The sequence below is a fragment of the Streptomyces sp. NPDC017936 genome (assembly GCF_044328485.1).
Taxonomy (GTDB): Bacteria; Actinomycetota; Actinomycetes; order Streptomycetales; family Streptomycetaceae; genus Streptomyces.
Map to the genome: position 1 here is coordinate 14,264 of NZ_JBIRHK010000010.1, position 23,798 is coordinate 38,061.

General features: G+C 72.1%; 24 protein-coding genes and 1 tRNA gene. 13 read left to right on the top strand and 12 right to left on the bottom strand.

Annotation, left to right across the window (positions count from 1 at the left end):
- The first annotated feature begins 78 nt into the window (after window positions 1–78).
- The 3 genes from ACH4F6_RS21455 (at window position 79) to ACH4F6_RS21465 (ending at window position 1,822) form a co-directional block, all read left to right on the top strand.
- Complete coding sequence (locus ACH4F6_RS21455) at window positions 79–567, top strand: phage holin family protein (RefSeq protein ID WP_397961865.1); 489 nt, start codon at window positions 79–81, stop codon at window positions 565–567.
- Window positions 564–1,514: an alpha/beta fold hydrolase gene (locus ACH4F6_RS21460; RefSeq protein WP_397961866.1), complete on the top strand. Its 951-nt coding sequence runs from the start codon at window positions 564–566 to the stop codon at window positions 1,512–1,514. Before ACH4F6_RS21455 ends, ACH4F6_RS21460 begins: the two co-directional genes overlap by 4 nt.
- 128 nt (window positions 1,515–1,642) lie before the next feature.
- On the top strand, window positions 1,643–1,822 hold the full coding sequence (locus tag ACH4F6_RS21465; RefSeq protein ID WP_397961867.1) for a hypothetical protein: 180 nt from the start codon (window positions 1,643–1,645) through the stop codon (window positions 1,820–1,822).
- 52 nt (window positions 1,823–1,874) lie between these two features.
- Here the strand turns inward: ACH4F6_RS21465 and ACH4F6_RS21470 are convergent, their stop codons facing one another.
- The 3 genes from ACH4F6_RS21470 to nth form a co-directional block, all read right to left on the bottom strand.
- Window positions 1,875–3,074 carry a MarP family serine protease gene (locus tag ACH4F6_RS21470; protein WP_397961868.1) on the bottom strand — a complete coding sequence of 400 codons (1,200 nt, stop codon included), beginning with the start codon at window positions 3,072–3,074 and terminating at the stop codon, window positions 1,875–1,877.
- 96 nt (window positions 3,075–3,170) lie between these two features.
- Complete coding sequence (locus tag ACH4F6_RS21475; protein WP_397961869.1) at window positions 3,171–3,866, bottom strand: NUDIX hydrolase; 696 nt, start codon at window positions 3,864–3,866, stop codon at window positions 3,171–3,173.
- A 109-nt stretch (window positions 3,867–3,975) separates the two neighbouring features.
- Window positions 3,976–4,923, bottom strand: a complete 948-nt coding sequence (gene nth / locus ACH4F6_RS21480; RefSeq protein ID WP_397961870.1) for an endonuclease III — start codon at window positions 4,921–4,923, stop codon at window positions 3,976–3,978.
- A gap of 275 nt (window positions 4,924–5,198) precedes the next feature.
- Here nth and ACH4F6_RS21485 point away from each other — a divergent pair, with 275 nt between their 5' ends.
- The gene (locus tag ACH4F6_RS21485) at window positions 5,199–5,873 is read left to right on the top strand and encodes a Crp/Fnr family transcriptional regulator (RefSeq protein ID WP_029382547.1); all 675 of its coding nucleotides are present in this window, start codon (window positions 5,199–5,201) and stop codon (window positions 5,871–5,873) included.
- Between the two features lie 362 nt (window positions 5,874–6,235).
- Here ACH4F6_RS21485 and ACH4F6_RS21490 read toward each other — a convergent pair whose 3' ends face one another.
- The 4 genes from ACH4F6_RS21490 to ACH4F6_RS21505 all read right to left on the bottom strand — a co-directional run bounded on the left by ACH4F6_RS21490 (window position 6,236) and on the right by ACH4F6_RS21505 (window position 9,180).
- Window positions 6,236–7,066, bottom strand: a complete 831-nt coding sequence (locus ACH4F6_RS21490; protein WP_397961871.1) for an MBL fold metallo-hydrolase — start codon at window positions 7,064–7,066, stop codon at window positions 6,236–6,238.
- A complete protein-coding gene (locus tag ACH4F6_RS21495) occupies window positions 7,063–7,932 on the bottom strand; it encodes an NUDIX hydrolase (protein WP_397961872.1) in 870 nt (289 codons plus the stop codon). The genes ACH4F6_RS21490 and ACH4F6_RS21495 overlap by 4 nt, the downstream gene beginning before the upstream one ends.
- A 631-nt stretch (window positions 7,933–8,563) precedes the next feature.
- The gene (locus tag ACH4F6_RS21500; protein ID WP_397961873.1) at window positions 8,564–9,025 is read right to left on the bottom strand and encodes a RidA family protein; all 462 of its coding nucleotides are present in this window, start codon (window positions 9,023–9,025) and stop codon (window positions 8,564–8,566) included.
- Entirely contained in the window at window positions 9,022–9,180 is a 159-nt protein-coding gene (locus tag ACH4F6_RS21505) for a DUF4177 domain-containing protein (RefSeq protein WP_003967454.1), read from the bottom strand. Before ACH4F6_RS21505 ends, ACH4F6_RS21500 begins: the two co-directional genes overlap by 4 nt.
- Window positions 9,181–9,448: 268 nt before the next feature.
- Here ACH4F6_RS21505 and ACH4F6_RS21510 point away from each other — a divergent pair, with 268 nt between their 5' ends.
- Both ACH4F6_RS21510 and ACH4F6_RS21515 read left to right on the top strand, forming a co-directional pair.
- Entirely contained in the window at window positions 9,449–10,426 is a 978-nt protein-coding gene (locus tag ACH4F6_RS21510; protein ID WP_397961874.1) for an ArsA family ATPase, read from the top strand.
- Window positions 10,423–11,772 (top strand): ArsA family ATPase, encoded by a 1,350-nt coding sequence (locus ACH4F6_RS21515; RefSeq protein ID WP_397961875.1) that lies wholly within the window; start codon window positions 10,423–10,425, stop codon window positions 11,770–11,772. Before ACH4F6_RS21510 ends, ACH4F6_RS21515 begins: the two co-directional genes overlap by 4 nt.
- A gap of 24 nt (window positions 11,773–11,796) precedes the next feature.
- On the opposite strand, the gene wblA is transcribed toward ACH4F6_RS21515, so the two are convergent.
- Window positions 11,797–12,135 carry a transcriptional regulator WblA gene (gene wblA, locus ACH4F6_RS21520; RefSeq protein ID WP_264925002.1) on the bottom strand — a complete coding sequence of 113 codons (339 nt, stop codon included), beginning with the start codon at window positions 12,133–12,135 and terminating at the stop codon, window positions 11,797–11,799.
- 407 nt (window positions 12,136–12,542) lie between these two features.
- On the opposite strand from wblA, the gene ACH4F6_RS21525 reads away from it, so the two are divergent.
- A complete protein-coding gene (locus ACH4F6_RS21525) occupies window positions 12,543–14,822 on the top strand; it encodes a transglycosylase domain-containing protein (protein WP_397961876.1) in 2,280 nt (759 codons plus the stop codon).
- 225 nt (window positions 14,823–15,047) lie between these two features.
- Here the strand turns inward: ACH4F6_RS21525 and ACH4F6_RS21530 are convergent, their stop codons facing one another.
- Window positions 15,048–15,512 carry a GatB/YqeY domain-containing protein gene (locus tag ACH4F6_RS21530; protein WP_397961877.1) on the bottom strand — a complete coding sequence of 155 codons (465 nt, stop codon included), beginning with the start codon at window positions 15,510–15,512 and terminating at the stop codon, window positions 15,048–15,050.
- A gap of 75 nt (window positions 15,513–15,587) precedes the next feature.
- Between ACH4F6_RS21530 and ACH4F6_RS21535 the strand changes: the two genes are divergently transcribed.
- The 5 genes from ACH4F6_RS21535 to ACH4F6_RS21555 all read left to right on the top strand — a co-directional run bounded on the left by ACH4F6_RS21535 (window position 15,588) and on the right by ACH4F6_RS21555 (window position 19,439).
- Complete coding sequence (locus ACH4F6_RS21535; RefSeq protein WP_397961878.1) at window positions 15,588–16,523, top strand: metallophosphoesterase; 936 nt, start codon at window positions 15,588–15,590, stop codon at window positions 16,521–16,523.
- A 169-nt stretch (window positions 16,524–16,692) separates the two neighbouring features.
- Window positions 16,693–17,478, top strand: a complete 786-nt coding sequence (locus ACH4F6_RS21540) for a Pr6Pr family membrane protein (RefSeq protein ID WP_397961879.1) — start codon at window positions 16,693–16,695, stop codon at window positions 17,476–17,478.
- Between the two features lie 42 nt (window positions 17,479–17,520).
- Window positions 17,521–17,594 (top strand) — tRNA-Pro (locus ACH4F6_RS21545).
- 677 nt (window positions 17,595–18,271) lie between these two features.
- Window positions 18,272–18,883 (top strand): DUF4232 domain-containing protein, encoded by a 612-nt coding sequence (locus tag ACH4F6_RS21550; protein WP_397961880.1) that lies wholly within the window; start codon window positions 18,272–18,274, stop codon window positions 18,881–18,883.
- A gap of 178 nt (window positions 18,884–19,061) precedes the next feature.
- Window positions 19,062–19,439 (top strand): hypothetical protein, encoded by a 378-nt coding sequence (locus ACH4F6_RS21555; RefSeq protein ID WP_397961881.1) that lies wholly within the window; start codon window positions 19,062–19,064, stop codon window positions 19,437–19,439.
- 94 nt (window positions 19,440–19,533) lie between these two features.
- On the opposite strand, the gene ACH4F6_RS21560 is transcribed toward ACH4F6_RS21555, so the two are convergent.
- Complete coding sequence (locus tag ACH4F6_RS21560; protein ID WP_397961882.1) at window positions 19,534–20,922, bottom strand: helix-turn-helix domain-containing protein; 1,389 nt, start codon at window positions 20,920–20,922, stop codon at window positions 19,534–19,536.
- A 298-nt stretch (window positions 20,923–21,220) separates the two neighbouring features.
- On the opposite strand from ACH4F6_RS21560, the gene ACH4F6_RS21565 reads away from it, so the two are divergent.
- Window positions 21,221–21,793: an HD domain-containing protein gene (locus ACH4F6_RS21565; RefSeq protein WP_397961883.1), complete on the top strand. Its 573-nt coding sequence runs from the start codon at window positions 21,221–21,223 to the stop codon at window positions 21,791–21,793.
- On the opposite strand, the gene ACH4F6_RS21570 is transcribed toward ACH4F6_RS21565, so the two are convergent.
- The gene (locus tag ACH4F6_RS21570) at window positions 21,781–22,050 is read right to left on the bottom strand and encodes a hypothetical protein (RefSeq protein ID WP_397961884.1); all 270 of its coding nucleotides are present in this window, start codon (window positions 22,048–22,050) and stop codon (window positions 21,781–21,783) included. The genes ACH4F6_RS21565 and ACH4F6_RS21570 overlap by 13 nt on opposite strands.
- Window positions 22,051–22,305: 255 nt before the next feature.
- The gene (gene serS / locus ACH4F6_RS21575; RefSeq protein WP_397961885.1) at window positions 22,306–23,598 is read right to left on the bottom strand and encodes a serine--tRNA ligase; all 1,293 of its coding nucleotides are present in this window, start codon (window positions 23,596–23,598) and stop codon (window positions 22,306–22,308) included.
- Window positions 23,599–23,798 lie beyond the last annotated feature (200 nt).

A 23,798-nucleotide genomic window follows, 5' to 3' on the forward strand; every position in this document is an offset into this window, starting at 1 on the left:
GACGGGACGGTACAAAAGACGGGACCGTACGCAGTCAGGCAGAAGACGGCGGAACCGTACGACACGAGGGAGACCGCGATGAGCGCACCCGACGGCAGCCCGGTCGGCGCCGAACGCAGCATCGGCCAGTTGTTCGCCTCGGCGACGACCGAGATGTCGGCGCTGGTGCACGACGAGATCGCGCTGGCGAAGGCGCAGCTCAAGCAGGACGTCAAGCGCGGCGCGACGAGCGGCGGCGCGTTCACGCTGGCCGGCGCCGTCCTGATCTTCTCCCTGCCGATGCTGAACTTCGCCCTCGCGTACGGCATCCGCACCTGGAGCGGCTGGAACCTCGCGATCTGCTTCCTGCTGTCCTTCGCGGCGAACGTCCTCGTCGCGCTCGTCCTCGTGCTGATCGGCGTCGTCTTCGCGAAGAAGGCCAAGAAGGGCAAGGGCCCGCAGAAGGTCGCCGCCTCCATGAAGGAGTCCGCGGGCGTCCTGCAGAACGCCAAGCCGCACCCGCGGCCCGAGCTCGCGGAGGACCGGGGACCGAAGGCCATCGAGGCTGTGGCACGCTCGTCCTCATGACGGACCCCGCCACGCCTTCGGCGTACCCTGCCTCGGTCGTACGACCCGATCGCGTCGACGGCAGACAGGTGACCCACCGGGAGGTCGCGGCGAACGGCGCGCGCTTCCACATCGCCGAGCTGGGCGACGGCCCCCTGGTCATGCTGGTGCACGGCTTCCCCCAGTTCTGGTGGACCTGGCGGCACCAGCTGACCGCGCTGGCCGACGCGGGCTTCCGGGCCGTCGCGATGGACCTGCGGGGCGTCGGCGGCAGCGACCGCACGCCCCGCGGCTACGACCCGGCCAACCTCGCCCTCGACATCACCGGCGTGATCCGCTCCCTCGGCGAGCCGGACGCCGCCCTGGTCGGCCACGACCTGGGCGGCTACCTGGCGTGGACGGCGGCCGTCATGCGCCCCAAGCTGGTACGGCGGCTCGCGGTCGCCTCGATGCCGCACCCCCGGCGCTGGCGTTCGGCGATGCTCACCGACGTCCGGCAGACCGGCGCCGGCTCCCACATCTGGGGCTTCCAGCGGCCCTGGATCCCGGAACGGCAGCTGACCGCCGACGACGGGCACCTCGTGGGCCGGCTGATCCAGGAGTGGTCGGGGCCGCGTCCGCCGCGGGACGAGGTGCTGGAGACGTACCGGCGCGCGATGTGCATCCCGTCCACCGCGCACTGCTCGGTGGAGCCGTACCGGTGGCTGGTGCGGTCGCTGGCCCGGCCGGACGGCATCCAGTTCTACCGGCGCATGAAGCGGCCCGTGCGCGTGCCGACGCTGCACCTGCACGGCTCCCTCGACCCGGTCATGCGCACCCGCAGCGCGGCCGGTTCGGGCCAGTACGTGGAAGCGCCGTACCGCTGGCGGCTGTTCGACGGGCTCGGGCACTTCCCGCACGAAGAGGATCCGGCCGCCTTCTCCACCGAACTGGTCAACTGGCTGAAGGATCCCGAACCCGATCGGTGACCGAGCCATCGCGCCCGGTATCCGGAGACTGAACACCTGTACTACGAACAGCCAATTGCCCGGCGCATAGGCCAATTGGCGGGCCCGAGGGCGGTTATCGACCTTGGGGCAGGGGCAGACGTCGGGGTATGGGCTGGACGCACGACTACAGTGACGTAGCACGCAACCGCCGCTCGGCCGCCGGGCCGGGCTCCCGCCAACGAGGGACCGCGCCGCAAGCCGGCAGCGACCTCCGGGTGGGCATTCCGCGCATCCTGCGCCGCCGCGCCCGCTGGGTCTCGGTACGCCTGCGTCACCCGCGCGGCTGACCCGCTCCCCTTCTCCCCCCGGCGCGTCCACCCGGAGCAGCACCTGCGCACGTCACAGCGCGCAGGTGTCGCTGTCCACTTCCTGGTTCGCGGTGCGGCCGCGGGTGATGTCCTGTCGGATCTCGTCCGCGGTGAGCGCGTAGCCGGTGTCGGCGTCGTCGAGGGACTTCGCGAAGACCACGCCGTACACCTTGCCGTCGGGCGTGAGCAGCGGGCCGCCGGAGTTGCCCTGGCGGACCGTCGTGTACAGCGAGTAGACGTCACGGCGGACGGTGCCCCGGTGGTAGATGTCCGGACCGTTGGCCGTGATGCGCCCGCGCACGCGCGCGGCGCGCACGTCGTACGCCCCGTTCTCCGGGAAGCCCGCGACGATCGCGCTGTCGCCGCTCGCGGCGTCCTCGGTGGTGAACCGCAGGACGGGCGCGTCGAGATCCGGTACGTCGAGGACGGCGATGTCGCGCTTCCAGTCGTACAGCACGACGGTGGCGTCGTACTTGCGGCCCTCGCCGCCTATCTGGACGACGGGCTCGTCGACGCCGCCCACGACGTGCGCGTTGGTCATGACGCGGCGCTCGCCGAAGACGAACCCGGTGCCCTCCAGGACCTTGCCGCAACTCTCCGCGGTGCCCGTGACCTTGACGATGGAGCGCTGCGCGCGGGTGGCGACCGCGCTGCCCGCGAGGGCGGGGTCGGGTGGCCGGACGTCGGTGATGGGCTCGTTGGAGAACGGGCTGAAGACCTGCGGGAAGCCGTTCTGGGCGAGCACGGAGGAGAAGTCGGCGAACCAGGTGTCGGCCTGGTCGGGCAGGGCCCGGGACACCCCTTGCAGCACCTCGGAGTTACGGACCTCCTTGCCCAGGGTGGGCAGGGTGGTGCCGGCGAGGGCGGATCCGATCAGCCACGCCACGAGCAGCATGGCGACGACGTTGACCAGGGCGCCGCCCGTCGCGTCCAGGGCGCGCGCCGGGGACCAGGTGATGTACCGGCGCAGTTTGTTGCCGAGATGGGTGGTGAGGGCCTGGCCGACGGAGGCACAGACGATCACGACGACGACCGCGACGACGGCGGCCGTCGTGCTCACCTCCGAGTTGTCGGTCAGGACGTCCCAGAGCACGGGCAGCAGATAGACGGCCACCAGGCCGCCGCCCAGGAACCCGATCACCGACAGGATGCCGACGACGAAGCCCTGTCGGTAACCCACCACCGCGAACCAGACGGCCGCGAGCAGCAACAGGATGTCCAGCACGTTCACCGTTTCAGGCCTCGCCTCTTTCTTCCCCGGCCGGGGCAGGCCGGTCGGGGGGCCGGGGGGTGTGCCCCGGACAGTCGCAGCACGAAGGACACCCTGTCATGACCGCCAGTCGAGCGGGACCTGCTTCTCCCGGTCCCAGGGGCGCTCCCAGCCCGCGTAGTGCAGCAGGCGGTCGATGAGGCCGGCGGTGAAACCCCACACGAGGGCGGATTCGACCAGGAATGCCGGGCCCTTGTGGCCACTGGGGTGGACGGCCATGGCGCGGTTGCGGGGGTCCGTGAGATCCGCCACGGGGACCGTGAAGACGCGTGCCGTCTCGTTCGGGTCGACCACGCCGACCGGGCTGGGGTCGCGCCACCAGCCGAGGACGGGGGTCACGACGAAACCGCTGACCGGGATGTACAGCTTGGGCAGGACGCCGAAGAGCTGGACGCCGCGGGGGTCGAGCCCGGTCTCCTCCTCCGCCTCGCGCAGGGCGGCCCACAGCGGCCCGTCGCCGTGCGGATCGCCGTCCTCCGGGTCGAGGGCGCCGCCCGGGAAGGAGGGCTGCCCGGCGTGCGAGCGCAGCGAGCCGGCCCGCTCCATGAGCAGGAGCTGCGGCCCCCGCTCGCTCTCACCGAAGAGGATCAGCACGGCCGACTGCCGCCCCGCGCCGTCCTCCGGCGGCAGGAAGCGGCTCAGCTGGACCGGCTCGACCGTCTCCACGGCCCGCACGACCGGCTCCAGCCACCCCGGCAGCCCCTCCCTGCTGAGCGTCACCGAACCGCGCTGTGCCCCACTCGTTCGCGTCACCGCCGCACCACCCCCCGTTCTGCCGAGTCCAACGCCCGGGGGACGGCGGATCGTTCCGCGGTGGTCCGTCCGCCGGTCCGCCCCGTGTCCCACCGGGTCCTCCCCCCTGTCACCCGGCCCCCAGCGGCGGAGCCGGGCGGCCGCCGGCGTCCAGGTAGGACTGCGGGGGGTTGAGGCGCTGGCCGGGGAACCCGCCCTTCTCGTACTTGAGGAGCTTCTTCGCCTTCTCCGGGTCCGTCTCGCCCTCGCCGTACGCCGGGCAGAGCGGGGCGATGGGGCAGGCGCCGCAGGCCGGCTTGCGGGCGTGGCAGATGCGGCGGCCGTGCCAGATCACGTGGTGGGAGAGGTCCGTCCAGTCGCCCTTGGGGAAGAGCGCGCCGACCTCGGCCTCGATCTTGTCCGGGTCGGTCGCCTCGGTCCACTTCCAGCGCCGGACGAGCCGCTGGAAGTGCGTGTCCACGGTGATCCCGGGCCGGCCGAACGCGTTGCCCAGGACCACGAACGCGGTCTTGCGGCCGACGCCCGGCAGCTTGACCAGGTCCTCCAGCCGCCCGGGTACCTCCCCGCCGAACTCCTCGACGAGGGTCTTGGAGAGGCCTATGACCGACCGGGTCTTGGCCCGGAAGAAGCCGCAGGGGCGCAGGATCTCCTCGACCTTCTCCGGGTCGGCGGCCGCCAGGTCCTCGGGGGTGGGGTACTCGGCGAAGAGGCCGGGGGTCGTCTGGTTCACCCTCAGATCGGTGGTCTGGGCGGAGAGGACCGTGGCGACCAGCAACTGGAAGGAGTTCTCGAAGTCCAGCTCGGGGTGCGCGTACGGGTACACCTCGGCGAGCTCGCGGTTGATCCGGCGGGCGCGGCGGACGAGGCCGGTACGGGTCTCGGGCTTCCTGGCCGCGGCGGTCCGCTTCCCGGCCGTCCCGTTCCCCGCGGCCTCTTCCCCGGCCGTCGCCTTCACCGGAGCCGTCTTCGCGGACGCCGTCTTCGCGGGCGTCTTCTTCGTCACCTTCGCCGCCTTGTCAGCCGTTTCCTCACCCCTGCCGAAGTCCTGTTCGCCCACAGCGGAATCGCGACGTACAACCACCCGCCCAGCCCCCTTGGCCTGTGCTCTCACCGGCGATTTGGACACCCGGCCAGCCTAAAGCCCTGTACCGGCATCCGCGTCGGAGGCGGAAGATCAGCCCCCGATTGGACCCCTGCCGCTTACCCCGGGACACCTGTGCGGCATCCTTGTGACAGATCACACTGTTCGGACCGTCCGGCAAAATGGGGAACACGGTCCCCCGGCACACGGGGGAGCACGATCCCCTGAGCAGGTCGACAAGGAGAGAACTCGTGGACGACGTTCTGCGGCGCAACCCGCTCTTCGCGGCTCTCGACGACGAGCAGGCCGCAGAGCTGCGCGCCTCCATGAGTGAGGTGACCCTCGCGCGTGGCGACTCCCTGTTCCACGAGGGAGATCCCGGCGACCGGCTCTACGTCGTCACCGAGGGCAAGGTCAAGCTCCACCGGACGTCCCCCGACGGCCGCGAGAACATGCTGGCCGTGGTCGGCCCCGGCGAGCTCATCGGCGAACTGTCGCTCTTCGACCCGGGCCCGCGTACGGCGACGGCGACCGCGCTGACCGAGGTCAAGCTGCTCGGCCTGGGCCACGGCGACCTCCAGCCCTGGCTGAACGCCCGCCCCGAGGTGGCCGCCGCGCTCCTGCGCGCCGTCGCCCGGCGCCTGCGCAAGACCAACGACGCCATGTCCGACCTGGTCTTCTCGGACGTCCCCGGCCGTGTCGCCCGCGCCCTGCTGGATCTCTCCCGCCGCTTCGGCGTGCAGTCCGAGGAGGGCATCCACGTCGTCCACGACCTCACGCAGGAGGAGCTCGCGCAGCTCGTCGGCGCCTCGCGCGAGACGGTCAACAAGGCGCTCGCCGACTTCGCCCAGCGCGGGTGGCTGCGCCTGGAGGCACGGGCGGTCATCCTGCTGGACGTGGAGCGGCTGGCGAAGCGGTCCCGCTGACGCCCGGCCCTGGCCGCACGGCGCGTGCGGGTGTCCGCCCTGGGGGCCGCCGCCCCCGGCCCCGCTCCTGCCCGGCTCCTGCCTGAACGGCCTCGTCCTCGAACGCCCCACCGGCTGCCGCCGGTGCGCCGACCACGGGGCTGAAACGGTTCTGCCGCGAGGTTCCCGACCTTCGGGACCTTCGGGGTCGTACCGCCCCCGAAGGCTCCCCGTACCCGGCCGCGTCGACGGCCTCGGGCCGCGGCTCGCGGGCGAGTGCGCGTACGCGCGCGGCTGCGGGGTTCCGGAGCGTCCGGGGCCGCTCAGGGACGCTTCAGGGGCGTCGGCCCGGGGGACGCCCGGGCCGCCCGGCCCCGGGGCGCCTATATGAGCCCGTGCTCCTCCAGGTACTCCATCTGCGCCCGCACGGACAGCTCCGCCGCCGGCCACAGGGAGCGGTCCACGTCGGCGTAGACGTGGGCGACGACCTCGGCGGGGGTGCGGTAGCCGTCCTCGACGGCCGTCTCGACCTGCGCGAGGCGGTGGGCGCGGTGGGCGAGGTAGAACTCGACGGCGCCCTGGGCGTCCTCCAGGACGGGGCCGTGGCCCGGCAGGACCGTGTGGACGCCGTCGTCGACCGTGAGGGACCTCAGCCGCCGCAGGGAGTCCAGGTAGTCGCCCAGACGGCCGTCGGGATGCGCCACGACCGTCGTACCGCGGCCCAGGATCGTGTCGCCGGTCAGGACCGCTCGGTCGGCCGGGAGGTGGAAGCACAGGGAGTCGCCGGTGTGGCCGGGCGTCGGGACGACCCTCAGTTCCAGACCGCCGACGGTGATCACGGCCCCGCCGGCCAGTCCCTCGTCGCCCAGCCGCAGCGCCGGGTCCAGGGCGCGCACCTCGGTGCCGGTCAGCTCGGCGAAGCGGACGGCGCCCTCGGCGTGGTCGGGATGGCCGTGCGTGAGGAGGGTCAGGGCGACGCGCTTGCCGGCCTGCTCGGCGGTGTCGACGACCGAGCGCAGGTGGCCGTCGTCCAGCGGGCCCGGATCGATCACGACGGCCAGCTCGGAGTCGGGCTCCGAGACGATCCAGGTGTTCGTGCCGTCCAGGGTCATCGCGGAGGCGTTGGGCGCGAGGACGTTGACCGCCCTGGCCGTGGCGGGGCCGGAGAGGACCCCGCCGCGGGGCTGGCCGGGAAGGGCTGCTGCGTCCGTCATGCGGGGGCTCCACCGGTGGGGACGTGCCGGGTGAACTCGTCGTGGCCCGGCCAGGACAGCACGACCTCGCCGTCCTCGACGCGCGCCCGCGCCAGGACCGGCGTGAGGTCGCGCGCGGGAGCGGCGGCCAGGGCCTCGGCGGCCGTGCCGCAGGGGACCAGCTGGCGCAGGGTCGCGATCGTGGGCGGCATCATCAGCAGCTCGCCCTTGTCGTACGAGGCGGCCGCGTCCGCCGGGCGGATCCACACCGTGCGGTCGGCCTCCGTGGAGGCGTTGCGGGTGCGCTGGCCCTCGGGGAGCGCGGCGACGAAGAACCAGGTGTCGTAGCGGCGCTGCTCGAACTCCGGCGTGATCCAGCGCGTCCAGGCGCCCAGCAGGTCGGAGCGCAGCACCAGGCCCCGGCGGTCGAGGAACTCCGCGAACGACGTCTCACGGGCGACCAGGGCCGCCCGGTCGGCCTCCCAGCCGGCGCCGGTGGTGTCCCCCACGACGGAGTCGGGCGTCGGCCCGGCCAGCAGGACGCCCGCCTCCTCGTACGTCTCCCGCACGGCCGCGCAGACGATCGCCTGGGCCCCCGCCTCGTCCACGCCGAGCCTCTCGGCCCACCACGCGCGCGTGGGCCCGGCCCAGCGCACGTTCCGGTCGTCGTCGCGCGGGTCCACGCCACCACCCGGATAGGCGTAGGCGCCGCCCGCGAAGGCCATGGAGGCCCGTCTGCGCAGCATGTGGACGAGCGGACCGTCCGCGGTGTCCCTCAGGAGCATGACGGTGGCCGCGCGTTTCGGCGTGACCGGCTCGAGGGTGCCGTCCGCGAGCGCGCGGATACGGTCCGGCCAGTCCGCTGGAAACCACTGCCCATTCGCCATGGCCGGAGGCTATCCCCTGGTGCGCGAATGTTCGAGAGGGGCCGGTGAGGAGCGCGCCGGTCCGGACCGGTGCGTTCGGGCAGGCGGGGGGCGTGGCGCACGGGTAGCGAGGCCGGGGCGGGGGGTCGCGGGCACAGGGGGAGGCGGTGGCGCGCAGCGCTGCCGCGGTCGCCGCCCGCCCGCGCGGCGAGGACGCGGACGGCGGGGAGGGGTGGGAGGACGGACGCGGAAGGGCGCCACAGCCGTCGGGGCGGCGGGTTCCCGGGGGCCGCGGAGGACGTGCCGGCCCTGGTCACCGAGGAGCCGCCGGACGCGCACTGCCGGGCGGGCGCCAGGCGCGCACCGCCGGACGGCCCGCCCCCGGGGGCGCGCCACCAGCACGTACGCCCCGCTCCCGAGCGCCGGCCTTCCGCCCCGGTGTCCGAGGTCGGAGGGACCTTCCCGAGCGGGCACGGGCGGCTGCGCGGCCCCGCGCGGGTGTCGCCCCGCAGGGCTTCCGCTCCGGCGTGGCCGCGGGCGGGCCGAGCGGCAGCCGCGGCGCCGGCCGGGCGCGGCGCCGTCACGACCGGCGTCGTGGCGGACGGGGTGCTCGCGGGGCGGGTCGGGCAGCCGGGCGGCCGCCCGTGGTGCCCTACGCCAACTCCACCTGGATCTCGACCTCGACCGGCGCGTCGAGGGGCAGCACGGCGACGCCCACCGCGCTGCGGGCGTGGACGCCCTTGTCGCCGAGGACCTCACCGAGGAGTTCGCTCGCGCCGTTGAGGACGGCGGGCTGGCCGGTGAAGTCGGAGGCGGAGGCGACGAAGCCGACGACCTTCACCACGCGCGCGACGCGGTCCAGGTCGCCCGCGACCGACTTGACGGCGGCCAGGGCGTTCAGCGCGCAGATGCGCGCGAGGTCCTTGGCCTCCTCGGGGGTGACCTCCGCGCCGACCTTGCCGGTGACCGGCAGCTTGCCGTCCACCATGGGCAGCTGGCCGGCCGTGAACACGTACGGACCGGACTGGACGGCGGGCTGGTAGGCCGCCAGCGGAGGCACGACCCCGGGCAGGCTCAGGCCCAGCTCGGCGAGCCTCGCCTCGACCGCGCTCACGCCTTCTCCCGCTTCAGGTAGGCCACGAGCTGCTCGGGGTTGTTCGGCCCGGGCACGACCTGGACGAGCTCCCAGCCGTCCTCGCCCCAGGTGTCCAGGATCTGCTTCGTGGCGTGGACGAGCAGCGGCACGGTTGCGTATTCCCACTTGGTCATGGGCCGACTGTATCCGCTGCGGGCCGCACGGCCCGTCCCAGGCCGTACGGCCGGTCGCGGCCCGCCCGGTGCGGGCGGGTTCGTGCCGCCGGCCCCGTGGTGTCCACCCGTTCGCCCTCCCGGTCGCCCACTCCTGTGGATCCGCCGGCCCTCACCCTGTGGATCCCCCGATGTCCACCCTGACGGCCCCCTGATGTCCGCCCCGCCGGACCCCCGTTGTCCACAGCCTCCCGATTGGCTCGGGCGCCGACTGGTTACGCTCGAAGACGTGAGCAGGCTCCAGGTCGTCAGCGGCAAGGGCGGGACCGGAAAGACGACGGTCGCCGCCGCACTCGCGCTCGCCCTCGCGACCGAGGGGAAGCGGACGCTTCTCGTCGAGGTCGAGGGCCGGCAGGGGATCGCGCAGCTCTTCGAGGCGGAGGCACTTCCGTACGAGGAGCGCAAGATCGCCGTAGCACCCGGGGGCGGGGAGGTGTACGCCCTGGCCATCGACCCCGAACTGGCCCTTCTGGACTACCTCCAGATGTTCTACAAGCTGGGCGGCGCCGGCCGGGCCCTGAAGAAGCTCGGCGCGATCGACTTCGCCACCACCATCGCGCCCGGCCTCAGGGACGTGCTCCTCACGGGCAAGGCCTGCGAGGCGGTGCGCCGCAAGGACCGCGGCGGGCGGTTCGTGTACGACTACGTCGTCATGGACGCCCCGCCCACGGGCCGCGTCACCCGCTTCCTGAACGTCAACGACGAGGTGGCGGGACTCGCCAAGATCGGCCCGATACACAATCAGGCGCAGGCGGTGATGCGGGTGCTGAAGTCGTCGGAGACGGCCGTGCACCTGGTGACGCTGCTCGAGGAGATGCCGGTCCAGGAGACCGCGGACGGCATCGCCGAGCTGCGGGCGGCGAAGCTGCCGGTGGGCCGGATCATCGTCAACATGGTCCGGCCGGAGGTGCTGGACGGGAACGAGCTGGAACTCCTGCGGACGCTGGGGCGTTCTTCCGTCGCGCGCTCGCTGTCCGCCGCGGGGCTGGGCGGGGCGCGGCGCGGCGGGCACGCCGAGCGGCTGGTGGACCCGCTCCTGGAGCAGGCCGAGGAGTACGCCGAGCGGCACGCGCTGGAGCACGAGCAGCGGTCCGTCCTGGCCGAGCTGGGCCTGCCCCTGCACGAACTGCCGTTGCTCGCCGAGGGCATGGACCTCGCGGGCCTGTACGAACTCGCCACCGAGCTGCGGAAGCAGGGGATGTCATGAGTCCGGACCAGACTCACGACCAGAAGAGCACCCGTCACCGCCTGTCCCCCGCGCGCGTGCTGGACCTCGACCCCCTGCTCGACGATCCGGCCACCCGCATCGTGGTGTGCTGCGGCTCGGGCGGGGTCGGCAAGACGACGACGGCGGCCGCGCTGGGCCTCCGGGCGGCCGAGCGGGGCCGCAAGGTGGTCGTCCTGACCATCGACCCGGCGCGCCGGCTCGCGCAGTCCATGGGCATCGACTCGCTCGACAACACCCCGCGCCGGGTGAAGGGGGTCGAGGGGGACGGCGAGCTGCACGCGATGATGCTCGACATGAAGCGCACCTTCGACGAGATCGTCGAGGCGCACGCGGACCCCGATCGGGCGGCCGCGATCCTGGGCAACCCCTTCTACCAGTCGCTCTCGGCGGGCTTCGCGGGCACGCAGGAGTACATGGCGATGGAGAAGCTGGGGCAGCTGCGGTCCCGGGACGAGTGGGACCTGATCGTCGTCGACACGCCGCCGTCCCGTTCGGCGCTGGACTTCCTGGACGCGCCCAAGCGGCTCGGCTCGTTCCTGGACGGCCGGCTGATCCGGCTGCTGACGGCCCCGGCCAAGCTGGGCGGGCGCGCCGGGATGAAGTTCCTGAACGTCGGGATGTCGATGATGACCGGCACGCTCGGCAAGCTGCTCGGCGGTCAGCTGCTGAAGGACGTCCAGACGTTCGTGGCCGCGATGGACACGACCTTCGGCGGCTTCCGCACCCGCGCGGACGCGACGTACAAGCTGCTCCAGGCGCCCGGGACGGCGTTCCTGGTGGTGGCGGCGCCCGAGCGGGACGCGCTGCGGGAGGCCGCGTACTTCGTGGAGCGGCTGGCCGCCGAGAACATGCCGCTGGCCGGTCTGGTGCTCAACCGGGTCCATGGCAGCGGCGCCGCCCAGTTGTCCGCCGAGCGTGCGCTCGCCGCCGCCGAAAATCTTGAAGAGCCCCGCATTGTGGATCAGGACGGCGGGAAAGCTGGTCTTCGTAACTCTCCCGACACGTACGGCAGTTCAGAATCCTCCGCCCCCGGCACCGAGCCCGACTCCCCCAGCACCGGCCAGGACTCCGGCACCGGTCGCAGCGCCGGCGGCGACGGCGACCCGGGTGCCGACCGGCTCACGGCAGGCCTGCTGAGGCTGCACGCCGAGCGGATGCACCTGCTCTCCCGCGAGCGGCGCACGCGGGACCGCTTCACCGCGCTCCATCCCGAGGTGGCGGTCGCCGAAGTGGCCGCGCTGCCCGGCGACGTCCACGACCTCGCGGGGTTGCGCGACATCGGGGACCGGCTCGCGGCCAGCCGGCCGGAGCTGCCCGAGAGCTGAGCCGGCCGCGCCGGAGGCGCGCCCTCAGCTCACCGCCGCGTAGTTCTCGTACACCTGGTCGTCGTCGAGCGACACGATGCCCGCGCCGCGCTCGTACTCCGAGCGCGCCGTCTCCAGCAGTCGGCGCCAGGACGTGACGGTCGGCCGCCTGCGCAGCAGTGCGCGGCGCTCGCGCTCCGTCATGCCTCCCCACACACCGAACTCCACGCGGTTGTCGAGCGCGTCCGCCAGGCATTCGGTGCGTACCGGACATCCGGTGCACACCGCCTTGGCCCTGTTCTGCGCTGCTCCCTGAACGAACAGTTCATCCGGATCGGTAGTGCGGCAGGCAGCCTGCGCACTCCAGTCGGTTACCCAGCCCATACCGGCGCCGTCCTCTCCCGAATCGAGGCTCCCCCACGGCGGCAGCGGCATATTCACCGCCGCCAGTTGAGGACGTTACGGAAGGTGGGCACAGCGCAACACCCCCTTCGGGCCCAATCTTGAATGGCCCGAACGGACTATGGGTAAGCGGCAGATCACCCGGGGGAGTGAGCCTGCGACATATGCGACCATCCCGGCAGAACGGGACGGTTTCCTTGCGTCACAACGGACGCCGGATGACACACAAGGCGGATTCGGACACGCCCCCACCAAGAAAGTGAGGAACCTCCGGAACGATTCGGGGTCGCCGGACGTATTGATACGTAGCCCTGCTGCTGTGACAGTCGAGAGCAGCTTAGGCCAAGGCATATACGCGTGTCCGGCGAATGAGAACGTAGGCTGCCCTCATGCCAAAGAAGCGCTCGGGCGGTGGTCTGTCCGCCACGCAGCAGGCCGCCAAGTTCCTCGGTGTCAGTGTGCTCTCGGGAGCCGTGCTGGCAGGTATCGCACTGCCCGCGTTCGGCGCGCTGGGCCTGGCCGCCAAGGGGTCGGTGGAGTCCTTCGACGAACTCCCGGCCAACCTGAAGACGCCGCCGCTGAGCCAGCGCACCACGATCCTCGACGCCGAGGGCCGGCAGATCGCCACGGTCTACTCCCGTGACCGCACGGTCGTCGACCTCGAGGACATCTCGCCGTACATGCAGAAGGCGATCGTCGCGATCGAGGACTCGCGCTTCTACGAGCACGGCGCCGTCGACCTGAAGGGCGTCCTGCGCGCGCTGAACAAGAACGCGCAGAGCGGCGGGGTGGCTCAGGGCGCCTCGACGCTCACCCAGCAGTACGTGAAGAACGTCTTCGTCGAGGAGGCCGGCGACGACCCGACGAAGGTCGCGCAGGCCACCCAGCAGACCCTCGGCCGCAAGATCCGCGAACTGAAGTACGCGATCCAGGTCGAGGAGGAGCTCGGCAAGAAGAAGATCCTCGAGAACTACCTGAACATCACGTTCTTCGGCCAGCAGGCCTACGGCGTCGAGGCCGCCTCCCAGCGGTACTTCTCCAAGCACGCCAAGGACCTCACCCTGCCCGAGTCGGCCCTGCTGGCCGGCATCGTCCAGTCCCCGAGCCGCTACGACCCGGTCAACGACGAGGCCGAGGCCACCAAGCGCCGCAACACCGTGCTGGAGCGCATGGCCGAGGTCGGCGACATCTCGCAGGCCGAGGCCGCCCGGGCGACGAAGGCCCCGCTGGGCCTGAAGGTCACCCAGCCGAAGAACGGCTGCATCACCGCCGTGCAGGGCGCCAGCTTCTTCTGCAAGTACGTCGAGCGGGTCTTCAAGAGCGACCCGGTCTTCGGCAAGACCAAGGAGGAGCGCGCCAAGGTCTGGAACCAGGGCGGCCTCACCATCCGCACGACGCTCGACCCGCAGGCCCAGAAGTCCGTGCAGGACTCGCTGAAGGACCACGTCTACCAGTCGGACAAGGTCGCCGCGGCCGCCACGCTCGTCGAGCCCGGCACCGGCAAGATCCTCGCGATGGGCCAGTCGAAGCCGTACGGCTACGGCAAGAACGAGACCGAGTACAACTACTCGGTCAACTCGGCGATGGGCGGCTCGAACTTCGGCTTCCCGACCGGTTCGACGTTCAAGCCGTTCGTGGCCGCGGCCGCCCTGGAGCAGGGCCGGCCGGTGACGCAGACGTACCCCGCGCCGTACGAGATGCAGTACCCGGACACGGTCCAGACGTGCAGCGGCAAGCCGTGGGTCAACGACGGCAGGCCGAAGTACAAGCTGGAGAACGAGTCGGAGTCCGAGGTCGGGCCGTACGCGCTCAAGAAGGCCATGGAGCTGTCGGTCAACACCTACTTCGTGCAGATGCTCGCCGACATCGGCATGTGCCCGGTGGTGAAGATGACCGACGCCCTCGGCGTGGTCCAGGGCAACGGCGACAAGGTCCCCGAGGTGCCGTCGTCGATGACCCTCGGTTCGACCGGTCTGTCGCCGCTGACGATGGCGAGCGCGTACGCCGCCTTCGCCAGCCGTGGCATGTACTGCACGCCGGTCGCCATCGAGTCGATCACCCAGACCGTGGACGGGAAGAAGAAGTCGCTGGAGGTGCCGAAGTCGACCTGCTCGCGCGCGATGAGCGAGAAGACCGCCGACGGCATCAACACGCTGCTGAGCGGTGTGACCGACTCCGGTACGGGCAAGCAGGCCGGTCTGTCCGGCCGGGACAACGCCGGCAAGACGGGTACGACGGACGAGCGCAAGAACGCCTGGTTCGTCGGCTACACCCCGAACCTCTCGGGCGCGGTGTGGGTCGGCAGCGCCACCCAGAAGGTCAAGATGACCAACATCACCATCGGCGGCGTCTACCACGGCGAGGTCTACGGCGGTGACACTCCCGGCCCGATCTGGCGGGACGCCATGACCGGCGCCCTCGAGGGCAAGGAAGCGCCCAGCTTCAACCTCGTCGACATCCCGAACCCGGACCAGGGCCGTGGCGACGGCGACCAGGACGGGGACAACGGCCGCGGCAACGACGACGGGGACAACGGCAACGAGGGCTTCATCGGCGGCCTCTTCGACGGCGGCACGACCGACGGCGGCAACACCGGCGGCGTCACCCTCCCCGGCAACCTGTTCCAGGGCCAGACCAGCAACGGGAACGGGGGCCGCGGGCGGGGCTGAGCCCCGGACCGCAGGGCCTGGAGAACGGCGGACGGCCCCTGCCTCCGCACGGAGATCTCCTACGTACGCACGTACGTGTAGGGAGATCCCGTGCGGAAGGCAGGGGCCGTCCGCCGTCTGGAGCACCGCCGCCCGGGCGGGCCGGAGGGGAGCCGGCGGGCCGGAGCCGTGCGGGCACCCCGGACCGGCGCGGGTGCGCCGATCAGGTCCGCCCGGGTGCGTCGATCAGCCGGCGAGGAGCTTCTTGACCGCGGCGGCGACGCGGCCGCCCTCGGCCTGACCGGCCACCTTCGGGTTCACGATCTTCATCACGGCGCCCATGGCACGCGGCCCCTCGGCACCGGCCGCCTTCGCCTCCTCGACGGCCTGGGCGACGATGTCGTTCAGCTCGTCGTCGCTGAGCTGCTTGGGCAGGTACGCGGCGAGCACCTCGCCCTCCGCCTTCTCCCGCTCGGCGGACTCGGCGCGACCACCCTGCGCGAAGGCCTCGGCCGCCTCGCGCCGCTTCTTCGCCTCCCGGGTGATCACCTTCTGCACCTCGTCGTCGGAGAGCTCGCGCTTCTCCTTGCCCGCGACCTCCTCCTTGGTGATCGCGGCGAGCGTCAGCCGGAGCGTCGAGGAGCGGAGCTCGTCGCGCTCCTTGATCGCGGCGTTGAGGTCTTCCTGCAGCTTCGACTTGAGCGTGGTCATGCGTCTGATTGTCGCAGGTACGCGGAGCCCGACGCCCGTTCATTTACGGGGCGGTGGGTCTGACACGATGGACGTATGCGCGCGCGTTACGGAGTACCCGTAGGAATCGCGGCGGTCGGTGCCGCCGGTCTGTTGTACGCGGCGGGCTTCGAGGCCCGCTCCTTCCGATTGCGACGGGTGACCGTCCCCGTCCTCCCCGCCGGGATGCGCCCCCTGCGCGTGTTGCAGGTCTCCGACATCCACATGGTCGGCGGCCAGCGCAAGAAGCAGCGCTGGCTGCGCTCCCTGGCCGGTCTGCGCCCCGACTTCGTGATCAACACGGGCGACAACCTCTCCGACCCGGAGGGCGTCCCGGAGGTCCTCGACGCGCTCGGCCCGCTGATGGAGTTCCCGGGCGCGTACGTCTTCGGCTCCAACGACTACTACGGCCCCAGGCCGCGCAACCCCGCCCGCTACCTGCTGGAGAAGGTCCAGGGCAAGCACGGCCTGAACGGCAACCCGCCCGTGGTCGGCGTCATCCACAACCCGTGGGAGGACCTGCGCGACGGTTTCGACGGCGCGGGCTGGCTCAACCTCACGAACACGCGCGGCACCCTCAAGCTCGAGGGCGCGTCGGTGGAGCTCACGGGCCTGGACGACCCGCACATCAAGCGGGACCGGTACGCGCAGGTCTCCGGCGGCCCCTCGGGCTCGGCGGACTTCTCGATGGGCGTGGTGCACGCGCCGTACCTGCGGACGCTGGACGCGTTCACGGCGGACGGCTACCCCCTGATCCTCGCCGGCCACACCCACGGCGGCCAGATCTGCATCCCCTTCTACGGCGCCCTGGTCACCAACTGCGACCTGGACACGGACCGCGTGAAGGGCCTGTCCACGCACACGGCGGAGGGCCGTACGGCGTACCTCCACGTGTCGGCGGGCTGCGGCGCGAACCGCTACACGCCGGTACGTTTCGCCTGCCCCCCGGAGGCGACGCTGCTGACGCTGGTGGAGAAGGAACAGGGGAGGTAAGCGAGGCGGAGGGACCGGGCGGGCGGCCGAGGGGAAGGCGGGCGAGGCCGAGGAGGCGACGGGCGAGACGGTCGAGGAGGGAGGCGGGCGAGGCCGGGAGGCAGCCGCGCCTCACCCGCACGGGCCCACCCGCATGGCCCCCTTCACCCCCTCTGCCTAGCGTGAGGGCATGACCGCCCCGATGCCCAGGGACCTCCCGGACCTGCCGCCGATCCCGCGGACCCACGCCCTCATCCCCTTCTCCGTCCCCACCACGGCGGTGGCCTCCCCCGTACGCCGTCGGCCGGCCGCGGCGCTCCGCCTGCTGATCGCCGTGACGGCGGCGGCCGGCGTCGCCCTGGCCCTCCTGCTGGGCAGCCCGCTCCAGGCGCTGAGCCACTTCGCCGTCCAGAGCGGCATCCTGCTGGCCGTGGTCACGGCCCTGTCGGCCCGCCGCGCCTGGACGGCCCGTCCCCCTCTCTCCTCGGCCTGGACCGGCGCGGCCCTGCTCTACGTCGTGTTCAGCGGCCTGGTGTACCACCTGCTCCTCGCGGACTCGGCGAACCCGTTCCCGGTGACGGGCGCGAGCGGCCGCCCCACGGGCCTGCTCGCGGTCGCGGCCCACCTCCTGCACACGGTGGTCCCGGTCGCCGCCGTCCTGGACTGGCTGCTGCTGACACCCCCCGGCCGGCTGCGCCTGCGCCAGACGGCCCCGTGGCTGCTGTACCCCTTGGCCTACCTGGGCTTCTCCCTGATCCGCGCGGAACTGATCATCCCGGGCACCCCCGGCCGCCACCCCTACCCGTTCCTCGACCCGGCCACCCACGGCTACCAGCGCACCCTCGCCGCCGCCCTCCTGCTGGGCCTCTCCCTCCACGCCCTGAGCCTCCTCCTGGTGGCCCTCGACCACGCCCGCCCCGACCCGGTCCCCCGCCGCGGCAAAACCGGATTTCGCCTACAGCCACCGGTGGGCTAAAGTAAACGACGTCGCCGCGACAAGCAGGAACAGCAGCGACATCGGGGTGTAGCGCAGCTTGGCAGCGCGCTTCGTTCGGGACGAAGAGGTCGTGGGTTCAAATCCCGCCACCCCGACACAGGTCAAAGGGCCAATCGCCTGATCGCGATTGGCCCTTTGTCGTGCTCGGGGCCACACGGGGGCCAGACGAAGTGGATCGAGTCCTCCGGTCGGTCCCCTTGTGACATGAGGCGCCTGCCCTTCACGGTCCAGTCGTGTCCGGCTGTGTCGGGGACCGGCTGACCGCGATCCTGACGGACGCTCTCCAGCCTGCGCTGCCGGAGCTCCCGCAGCGTCCACTCGGGCTTCGAGCCGGCCTCCGCACGATGGCTGCCGCCGGCCTCAGGGGGTCTCCCATCCCAGACAGGCGTCCCAGGCTCCCTTGTTTCCGCAGGTGGCCGGGGTGGGATTGTTCCACCGTTGCGGGCCGGGCGGCGGCTGTTGTCCCAAGCCCGCGGGGCGTCCGATGCTACGGATGTCGCACCGGCCGCAGCGGGCCGACCGCCCGGCAGCGCCACGACACCCCGACTCACCCGTCCACCGGGACACCCGGCTCCTCGGGCGCCCGGGACGCAGGGCGCGGACGCTCACGGGGACGCCCGACCGCCTTCGCCCCCGCCACCACGGTCCGGGGAGGAGACGAGTGGTGGCGGCGGCAGCCCCGGCACGCACCTCGATCCGCAGTGCCGGGCCGCGGACTCGTGCGACCTCATGCCGATCAGAAGATCAGAAGATCAGAAAAGGAAAGACGCATATGAACGTGAAGTCCCTCAAGGGCCGCCGTGCGGCCGTGGCCGCGGGTCTCGTCCTGGCTCTCGGATGTGGTGTGTCGGCACAGGCCTCCGCCACCGGGCCGCTGGCGATCGGCGGGAAGGCCGAGGACGCGGTGCCGCACCGCTCGGGCGGCAGTGGCGACAAGGGCACCGTCGCCGCCTGCTCCCAGGAGGTCCTCGGGGTGTCCGCCGTGAAGGAGCCCGCGGACAGCGAGGACGCCAGGCACCTCCTCCTCACCGTCCAGAACGCCGGCGACAAGAAGTGCACCCTCTACCGCTACCCGCTCGTGCGGCTCGGCGACGGCCGGAACACCGCCCGCGTGATCGAGGAGAGCGACCCGCACCCGGGGGTCCCCGTCACCCTCGCTCCGGGTGAGGAGGCGTACGCCGCTCTGCTCGTCAACGGCCCCATGGACGAGTACGAGGCGAAGAGCATCACCCTCAGCCTCCAGGGCCGTCGGCCCGGCAGCAGCGTGGGCAAGCCGATCGACGTCCCCATGCCCGTCGAGACGCTGTACGCCAACGACTACCAGCGTGTCACCTACTGGACGACCGCTCCCGGTTTCGCCCTCGATTTCATCATGTCGAAGTGACGGACCCCGGTCGGGACCGCTTCCCGGCGGCCGGCCAGAACGCTCACACGGCCCGTTGAGAACCGGCTGAAGCCGGCCGCACGGCCCGGCACATGACCGTCCCGGCCGTGCTCCGCCTCGCCCTGTCCGTCACCGCTCGCGGACGGACTCGAACAACCACCGAATCCCAGGAGGTCTGATGAAGCCCCTCGTCCGGAAGGCCGCAAGCTTCGCGGGAGTGAGCGTGGCCGTCGCGGCCATGTCCATGACCGGCGCGTCCGCGGCCCACGCGGAGTCCCCCACCCAGGGCTGCCCGTACCCCTACGTCTGCTTCTACCTGAACAACAGCGACTTGCTCGCCGGCAAGCCGATCTCGAAGTACCGGGACGTCACCAGCACCTACCAGGCGGTCACGCCCCGGCCGCACTACGGCGTCCTGAACACCCGGAACGACGACGTGGTGTACCTGCGGCTCCAGAGCGGGGGCTCGATCTGCCTCCCGCCGAACACCCAGACCCTGTTCGCCGACGCTTACAGCGTCAACGGGATAAGGATCTCCAGCAGCTCCACGTGCTGAATCCGCCGGAACGGCCGGCAGGCGTGCGTGAGCGCGCCCGCCGGGCGACGGGCAGGGCCGCGTGAGGACCGCCGGCGGAGCGGCCCGTGGCTCGTCAGTCGCCGGTTTCCACCTCGTCGTCGGAGGTGGTCATGGGGATCCAGCCGGAGGGGTTGCGGTACCAGTAGTGCGGTAGCCCCTCGATGGTGGTGGTGCGGAACGGACGGCCGTGGTCGTCGATGCGCACCGTGCCGGTCCGCCCCTGTGAGGACCAGTCGAGGTCGACGTACCAGTCGCAGGTGCAGGACTCGGTGCGCGCGGAGAGCAGCAGGACCTCCGGCTCCTGCAGGGACACCCGGTAGGGGAAGCCGACCGCGGGGTCCGGCCTGTCCGGGTCGTTGCCGGGGACCGAACGGGCCAGGGGCCGGTCCGCGTCGAGGTTCACGGAGAAGTGACGGGGGATGAGGACGGCGCCGCAGCCTTCGTACATGGAGTAGGCGATGCCCCGGTGGGCGGCGGGGGTCGTGCGGCTGACCACGCGCACGTGCAGGGCCTCCAGGATGACGGCGGCGGAGCCGCGTCCCTGCACCGAGATCCGCAGGTGGGTGGTGCGCCCGTGCACCGCCCCCAGGGACTCGGCCCACGCCGCGGCGTCCTGCGGCGCCGGCGGCGGCGGGACCTGTTGCGGTGGCTCGGCGATGACGTAGTCATGGTCGCATTCGGGTCGCCAGAGGTGGGAGTCGGCCGTCCAGGTGAGCGGGGCCGGTGGTGGGACCGTGTCGGCGCTCGCCCGGTCCTCCTGCGGGCCGCCGCCGCGCGTGACCGGCGCCGAGGGCTCCGGTGCGGTGGGGGCGGAGGCCGACGGCTCACCGCCGGCGGGGGAAGGTCCGGAAGCGGATCGCGGGCCGCCGCCGCGCGTGGCCGACGCCGAGGGCTCCGGTGCGGTGCCGGCGGAGGCCGACGGCTCACCGCCTGCGGAGAAGGGTCCGGAAGCGGATGTGGTGAGGCCGGCGAGCGCGACGGCGAGCGAGGCCGCCAGTGCCATCGATCGCACGGGCCGTCGTCGAGGGCGCCCGACGTGGGGCCGCCGGCCGGCCGGCGAGGTCGGCCCGGGGCGCGGGTCGGCCGGCGAGGTCGGCCCGGGTGTCTCGTCCGCCGGGCCGCTGTGGCTCGCGGATGCGGCCGATGCCGCGGTGCCCGTGGTGTCGCGGGGCTCCGGTGCCCGCCGGGCAGCGGATCGGCGCGGTCGTTGCCGTGCCGCGACTGCCAGGATCCACCGGCGGTGCAACTCCACGCGTTCCTCGGGGGAGGCTCCGCAGAGTGCGGCGAACCGCTCGACCCCGGTGAAGTCCAGGGGAACCGCTTCTCCGGCGCAGTAGCGGTGCAGCGTGGAGGCGTTCATGCCCAGACGGCGGGCCAGCGCCGCGTAGCTGCGGTCCGTGCGCTCCTTCAGACGCGTCAGCAGTGAGGCGAACTCCGCTACGTCGTCGTGGATTGCGTCCATGTGGTCCGTACTCGCATCCGTTCGTCGGCCTGCGCCGTCGTGCCCCGGTCCTGGACGGCCTCCCAGGCGCTCCCCGTACCTTCACGTCGATACGACCGGGACGGTTCCGGGATCGCGTCGTCCCTTTCGTCGTTCCGCTCGGCCAGGACGGCTCCGACGAGCCGGATCACGGCGGTGCAGCGCGGCCGACCATTGCCGGAGCTCTGGACAAGTGGGAGGCGGATGGGGTGGTCTCGGGAGCCGACAAGGCGAGCAACAAGCCGTATTGGCCCTGCCGGGCTGAGAGGAGCACGCTGACGTGGTCGCCACGACACTGACCGAATGGGCCTATCCCCTCGCCGAGTCGCTGCTCGCCGAGCCGCTGCCGCGTCGGTGGGCGCACTGCCTGGGAGTGGCCGAGCGGGCGCGGATCATCGCACCCGCTCTCGGCGACGACGCGGACCTGTTGGAGGCGGCGGCGGTGCTGCACGACATCGGCTACTCGCCGGACCTGGCCAAGACCGGTTTCCACCCGCTGGACGGGGCTCGGTACCTACGGGACGTCGCCAGGGCGAATGAGCGGGTCGTTCGGCTGGTCGCGCACCATTCCTGCGCTTGGATGGAGGCCGAGGCACGCGGGCTCCGGGAGGACCTGGAGAGCGAGTTCCCCAGGGACCTCCCGCACCTGGACGACGCCCTGTGCTTCTGCGACATGAGCACCACGCCGGACGGGACACCCACCGACCCGGTCGACCGCATCGACGAGATCACCGACCGGTACGGTGCGGACAGCCTGATCGGGAAGTTCATCCGCCGCGCCGAACCGGAGATCCTGGCGTGCACGGCACGCGTCCTCGAACGCATCGCCGCGATCAAGCGTCAGCCGGTGTAGGGCGCCGTGCGCGTTCGGTCCAGCGCGTGCTCGATGCGGACCCGCATGGTCGGGTGGACGTCCAGTTCGGCCAGGCCCTCCGGGGCGACCCGGCGGACCCGGGTCGTCTCGTTGCTCGTCCGCGCCTCACCGACGCCCTCCTGCGCCGGGTCGTCGTTCCTCGGCCGACCGACCTGGCCTTCGGCACACGGACGTCCCTTCCGGACCTGATCCCCGAGATGGAGGCCGCAACCGGGTGCCGCGCCGTCCTCGAACACGCAGCCGACCGCATCGGGACGTCCCTCATTCGCAGGCCGACGATGCGCGACTGCGTGCGCTCTTCCCGGCGATCAGGCCCACTCCCCTACGGGAAGGGACAGCTGTCACCACCAACTGGTCACGTGCTGATCGCACGGGCCCCTGAGCTGAACCGCTGTCGCCAAGCGGCCTCGGTCGTGATCTCGTCGCGCACCGAAGGTGGGACAACCGCCATCCCGCAGGGTCACCAGGGCCGTCGCAGACGCCGACGAGCGCTACGCCTCCGGTGTCCCGTCCGGCGAGATCCGGCGGAAGCCGAGGTACGGGGCGAGGGGTTCGGGCAGGAGGATGGAGCCGTCCTGCTGCTGGCACTGCTCGAGGAGGGCGGCCAAGGTGCGGCCGATGGGAAGGCCGGAGCCGTTGAGGGTGGCGACGAGGGTGGGTTTGCCGTCCTCGCCCCGGGTCCGGATGTTCGCCCGACGGGCCTGGAACGTGCCGAAGTGGGAGACCGAGGAGATCTCGCGGTACGTGTTCTGGCTCGGGATCCAGACCTCGATGTCATAGGTGAGCTGGGCGGAGAAGCCCGTGTCGCCGGCGGCCAGCTTGATGACGCGGTAGGCGAGGCCGAGTTCCTCCAGGCACGCCTCGGCATGGCCGATCATCTTCTCCAGCTCGGCGTCGGCGTCGGCCGGGTCGACGATGCGGACCATCTCGACCTTGGCGAACTGGTGCTGGCGGATCAGGCCGCGGGTGTCGCGGCCGTACGAGCCCGCCTCGGACCGGAAGCACGGGGTGTGGGCGGTGAGCGCGAGCGGCAGCTCCGCCGGGGGGATGATCTCGTCGGCGTAGAGGTTGGTCAGCGGGACCTCGGCCGTCGGGACGAGGAACAGGTCGCGGTCGGCGACGCCGGTCCTGAACAGGTCCTCCTCGAACTTCGGGAGCTGTCCGGTACCGGTCATGGTCTTGCGGGTGACCAGGTAGGGGACCGAGTACTCGACGTAGCCGTGCCGACGGGTGTGGAGGTCGAGGAAGAGCGCGGCCAGGGCGCGTTCCAGGGCGGCGCCGGCGCCGCGGGAGACCGCGAAGCGCGGGCCGGACAGCTTCGTCGCCCTGCCGAAGTCGAGGATGCCGGTGGCCTCGCCGAGGTCGACGTGGTCCTTCGGTGCGAACGGGAAGGCGGGCGGCGTGCCGACCCGCCGGATCTCGACGGCGAACTCCTCGGAGTCGCCGTCGGGGGCCGAGTCGTCCGGCAGGTTCGGGATGCCCAGGAGCAGTTCGCGCAGCTGGGTCTCGGTCTCTGCCTGGCCGGCCTCGATCTCGCGGATCCGCTCCTTCAGCTCGCGGGCGCGCTCCTTGAGGTGGGTGAGGTCACCGCCCTGCTTCGCGGTCCGCTGGACCTCGCTCGCCACTCGCTTGGACTCCGCCCGCAGCTCGTCGGCCGAGCGAACGCTCTCCTTGCGCCGGGAGTGGAGGGACTCCAGCTCGGACAGGTCGAGGGTGTAGCCGCGACGAGCGAGCCGACGGACCGCTTCGGCACCCATGTCGATCAGAGCGCGGGCATCATGCATGAGGAAGATCCTTCTGATCCTGCGAGGGGGACGGGAATGCGGAATCGACGGTAGCAACCGCCGAACCGTTCCCGTTTCGGGAAATCCTCCCGCCGCGGGCGCCGGCGGCACGGCCCCGAGCACCGGTTTCACGATCGCCTTCGCTCTGCGACTCGCTGCTGCCGGGGGCGCTGCGAGCCCTGCGAAGCCTCCGCCGGCGC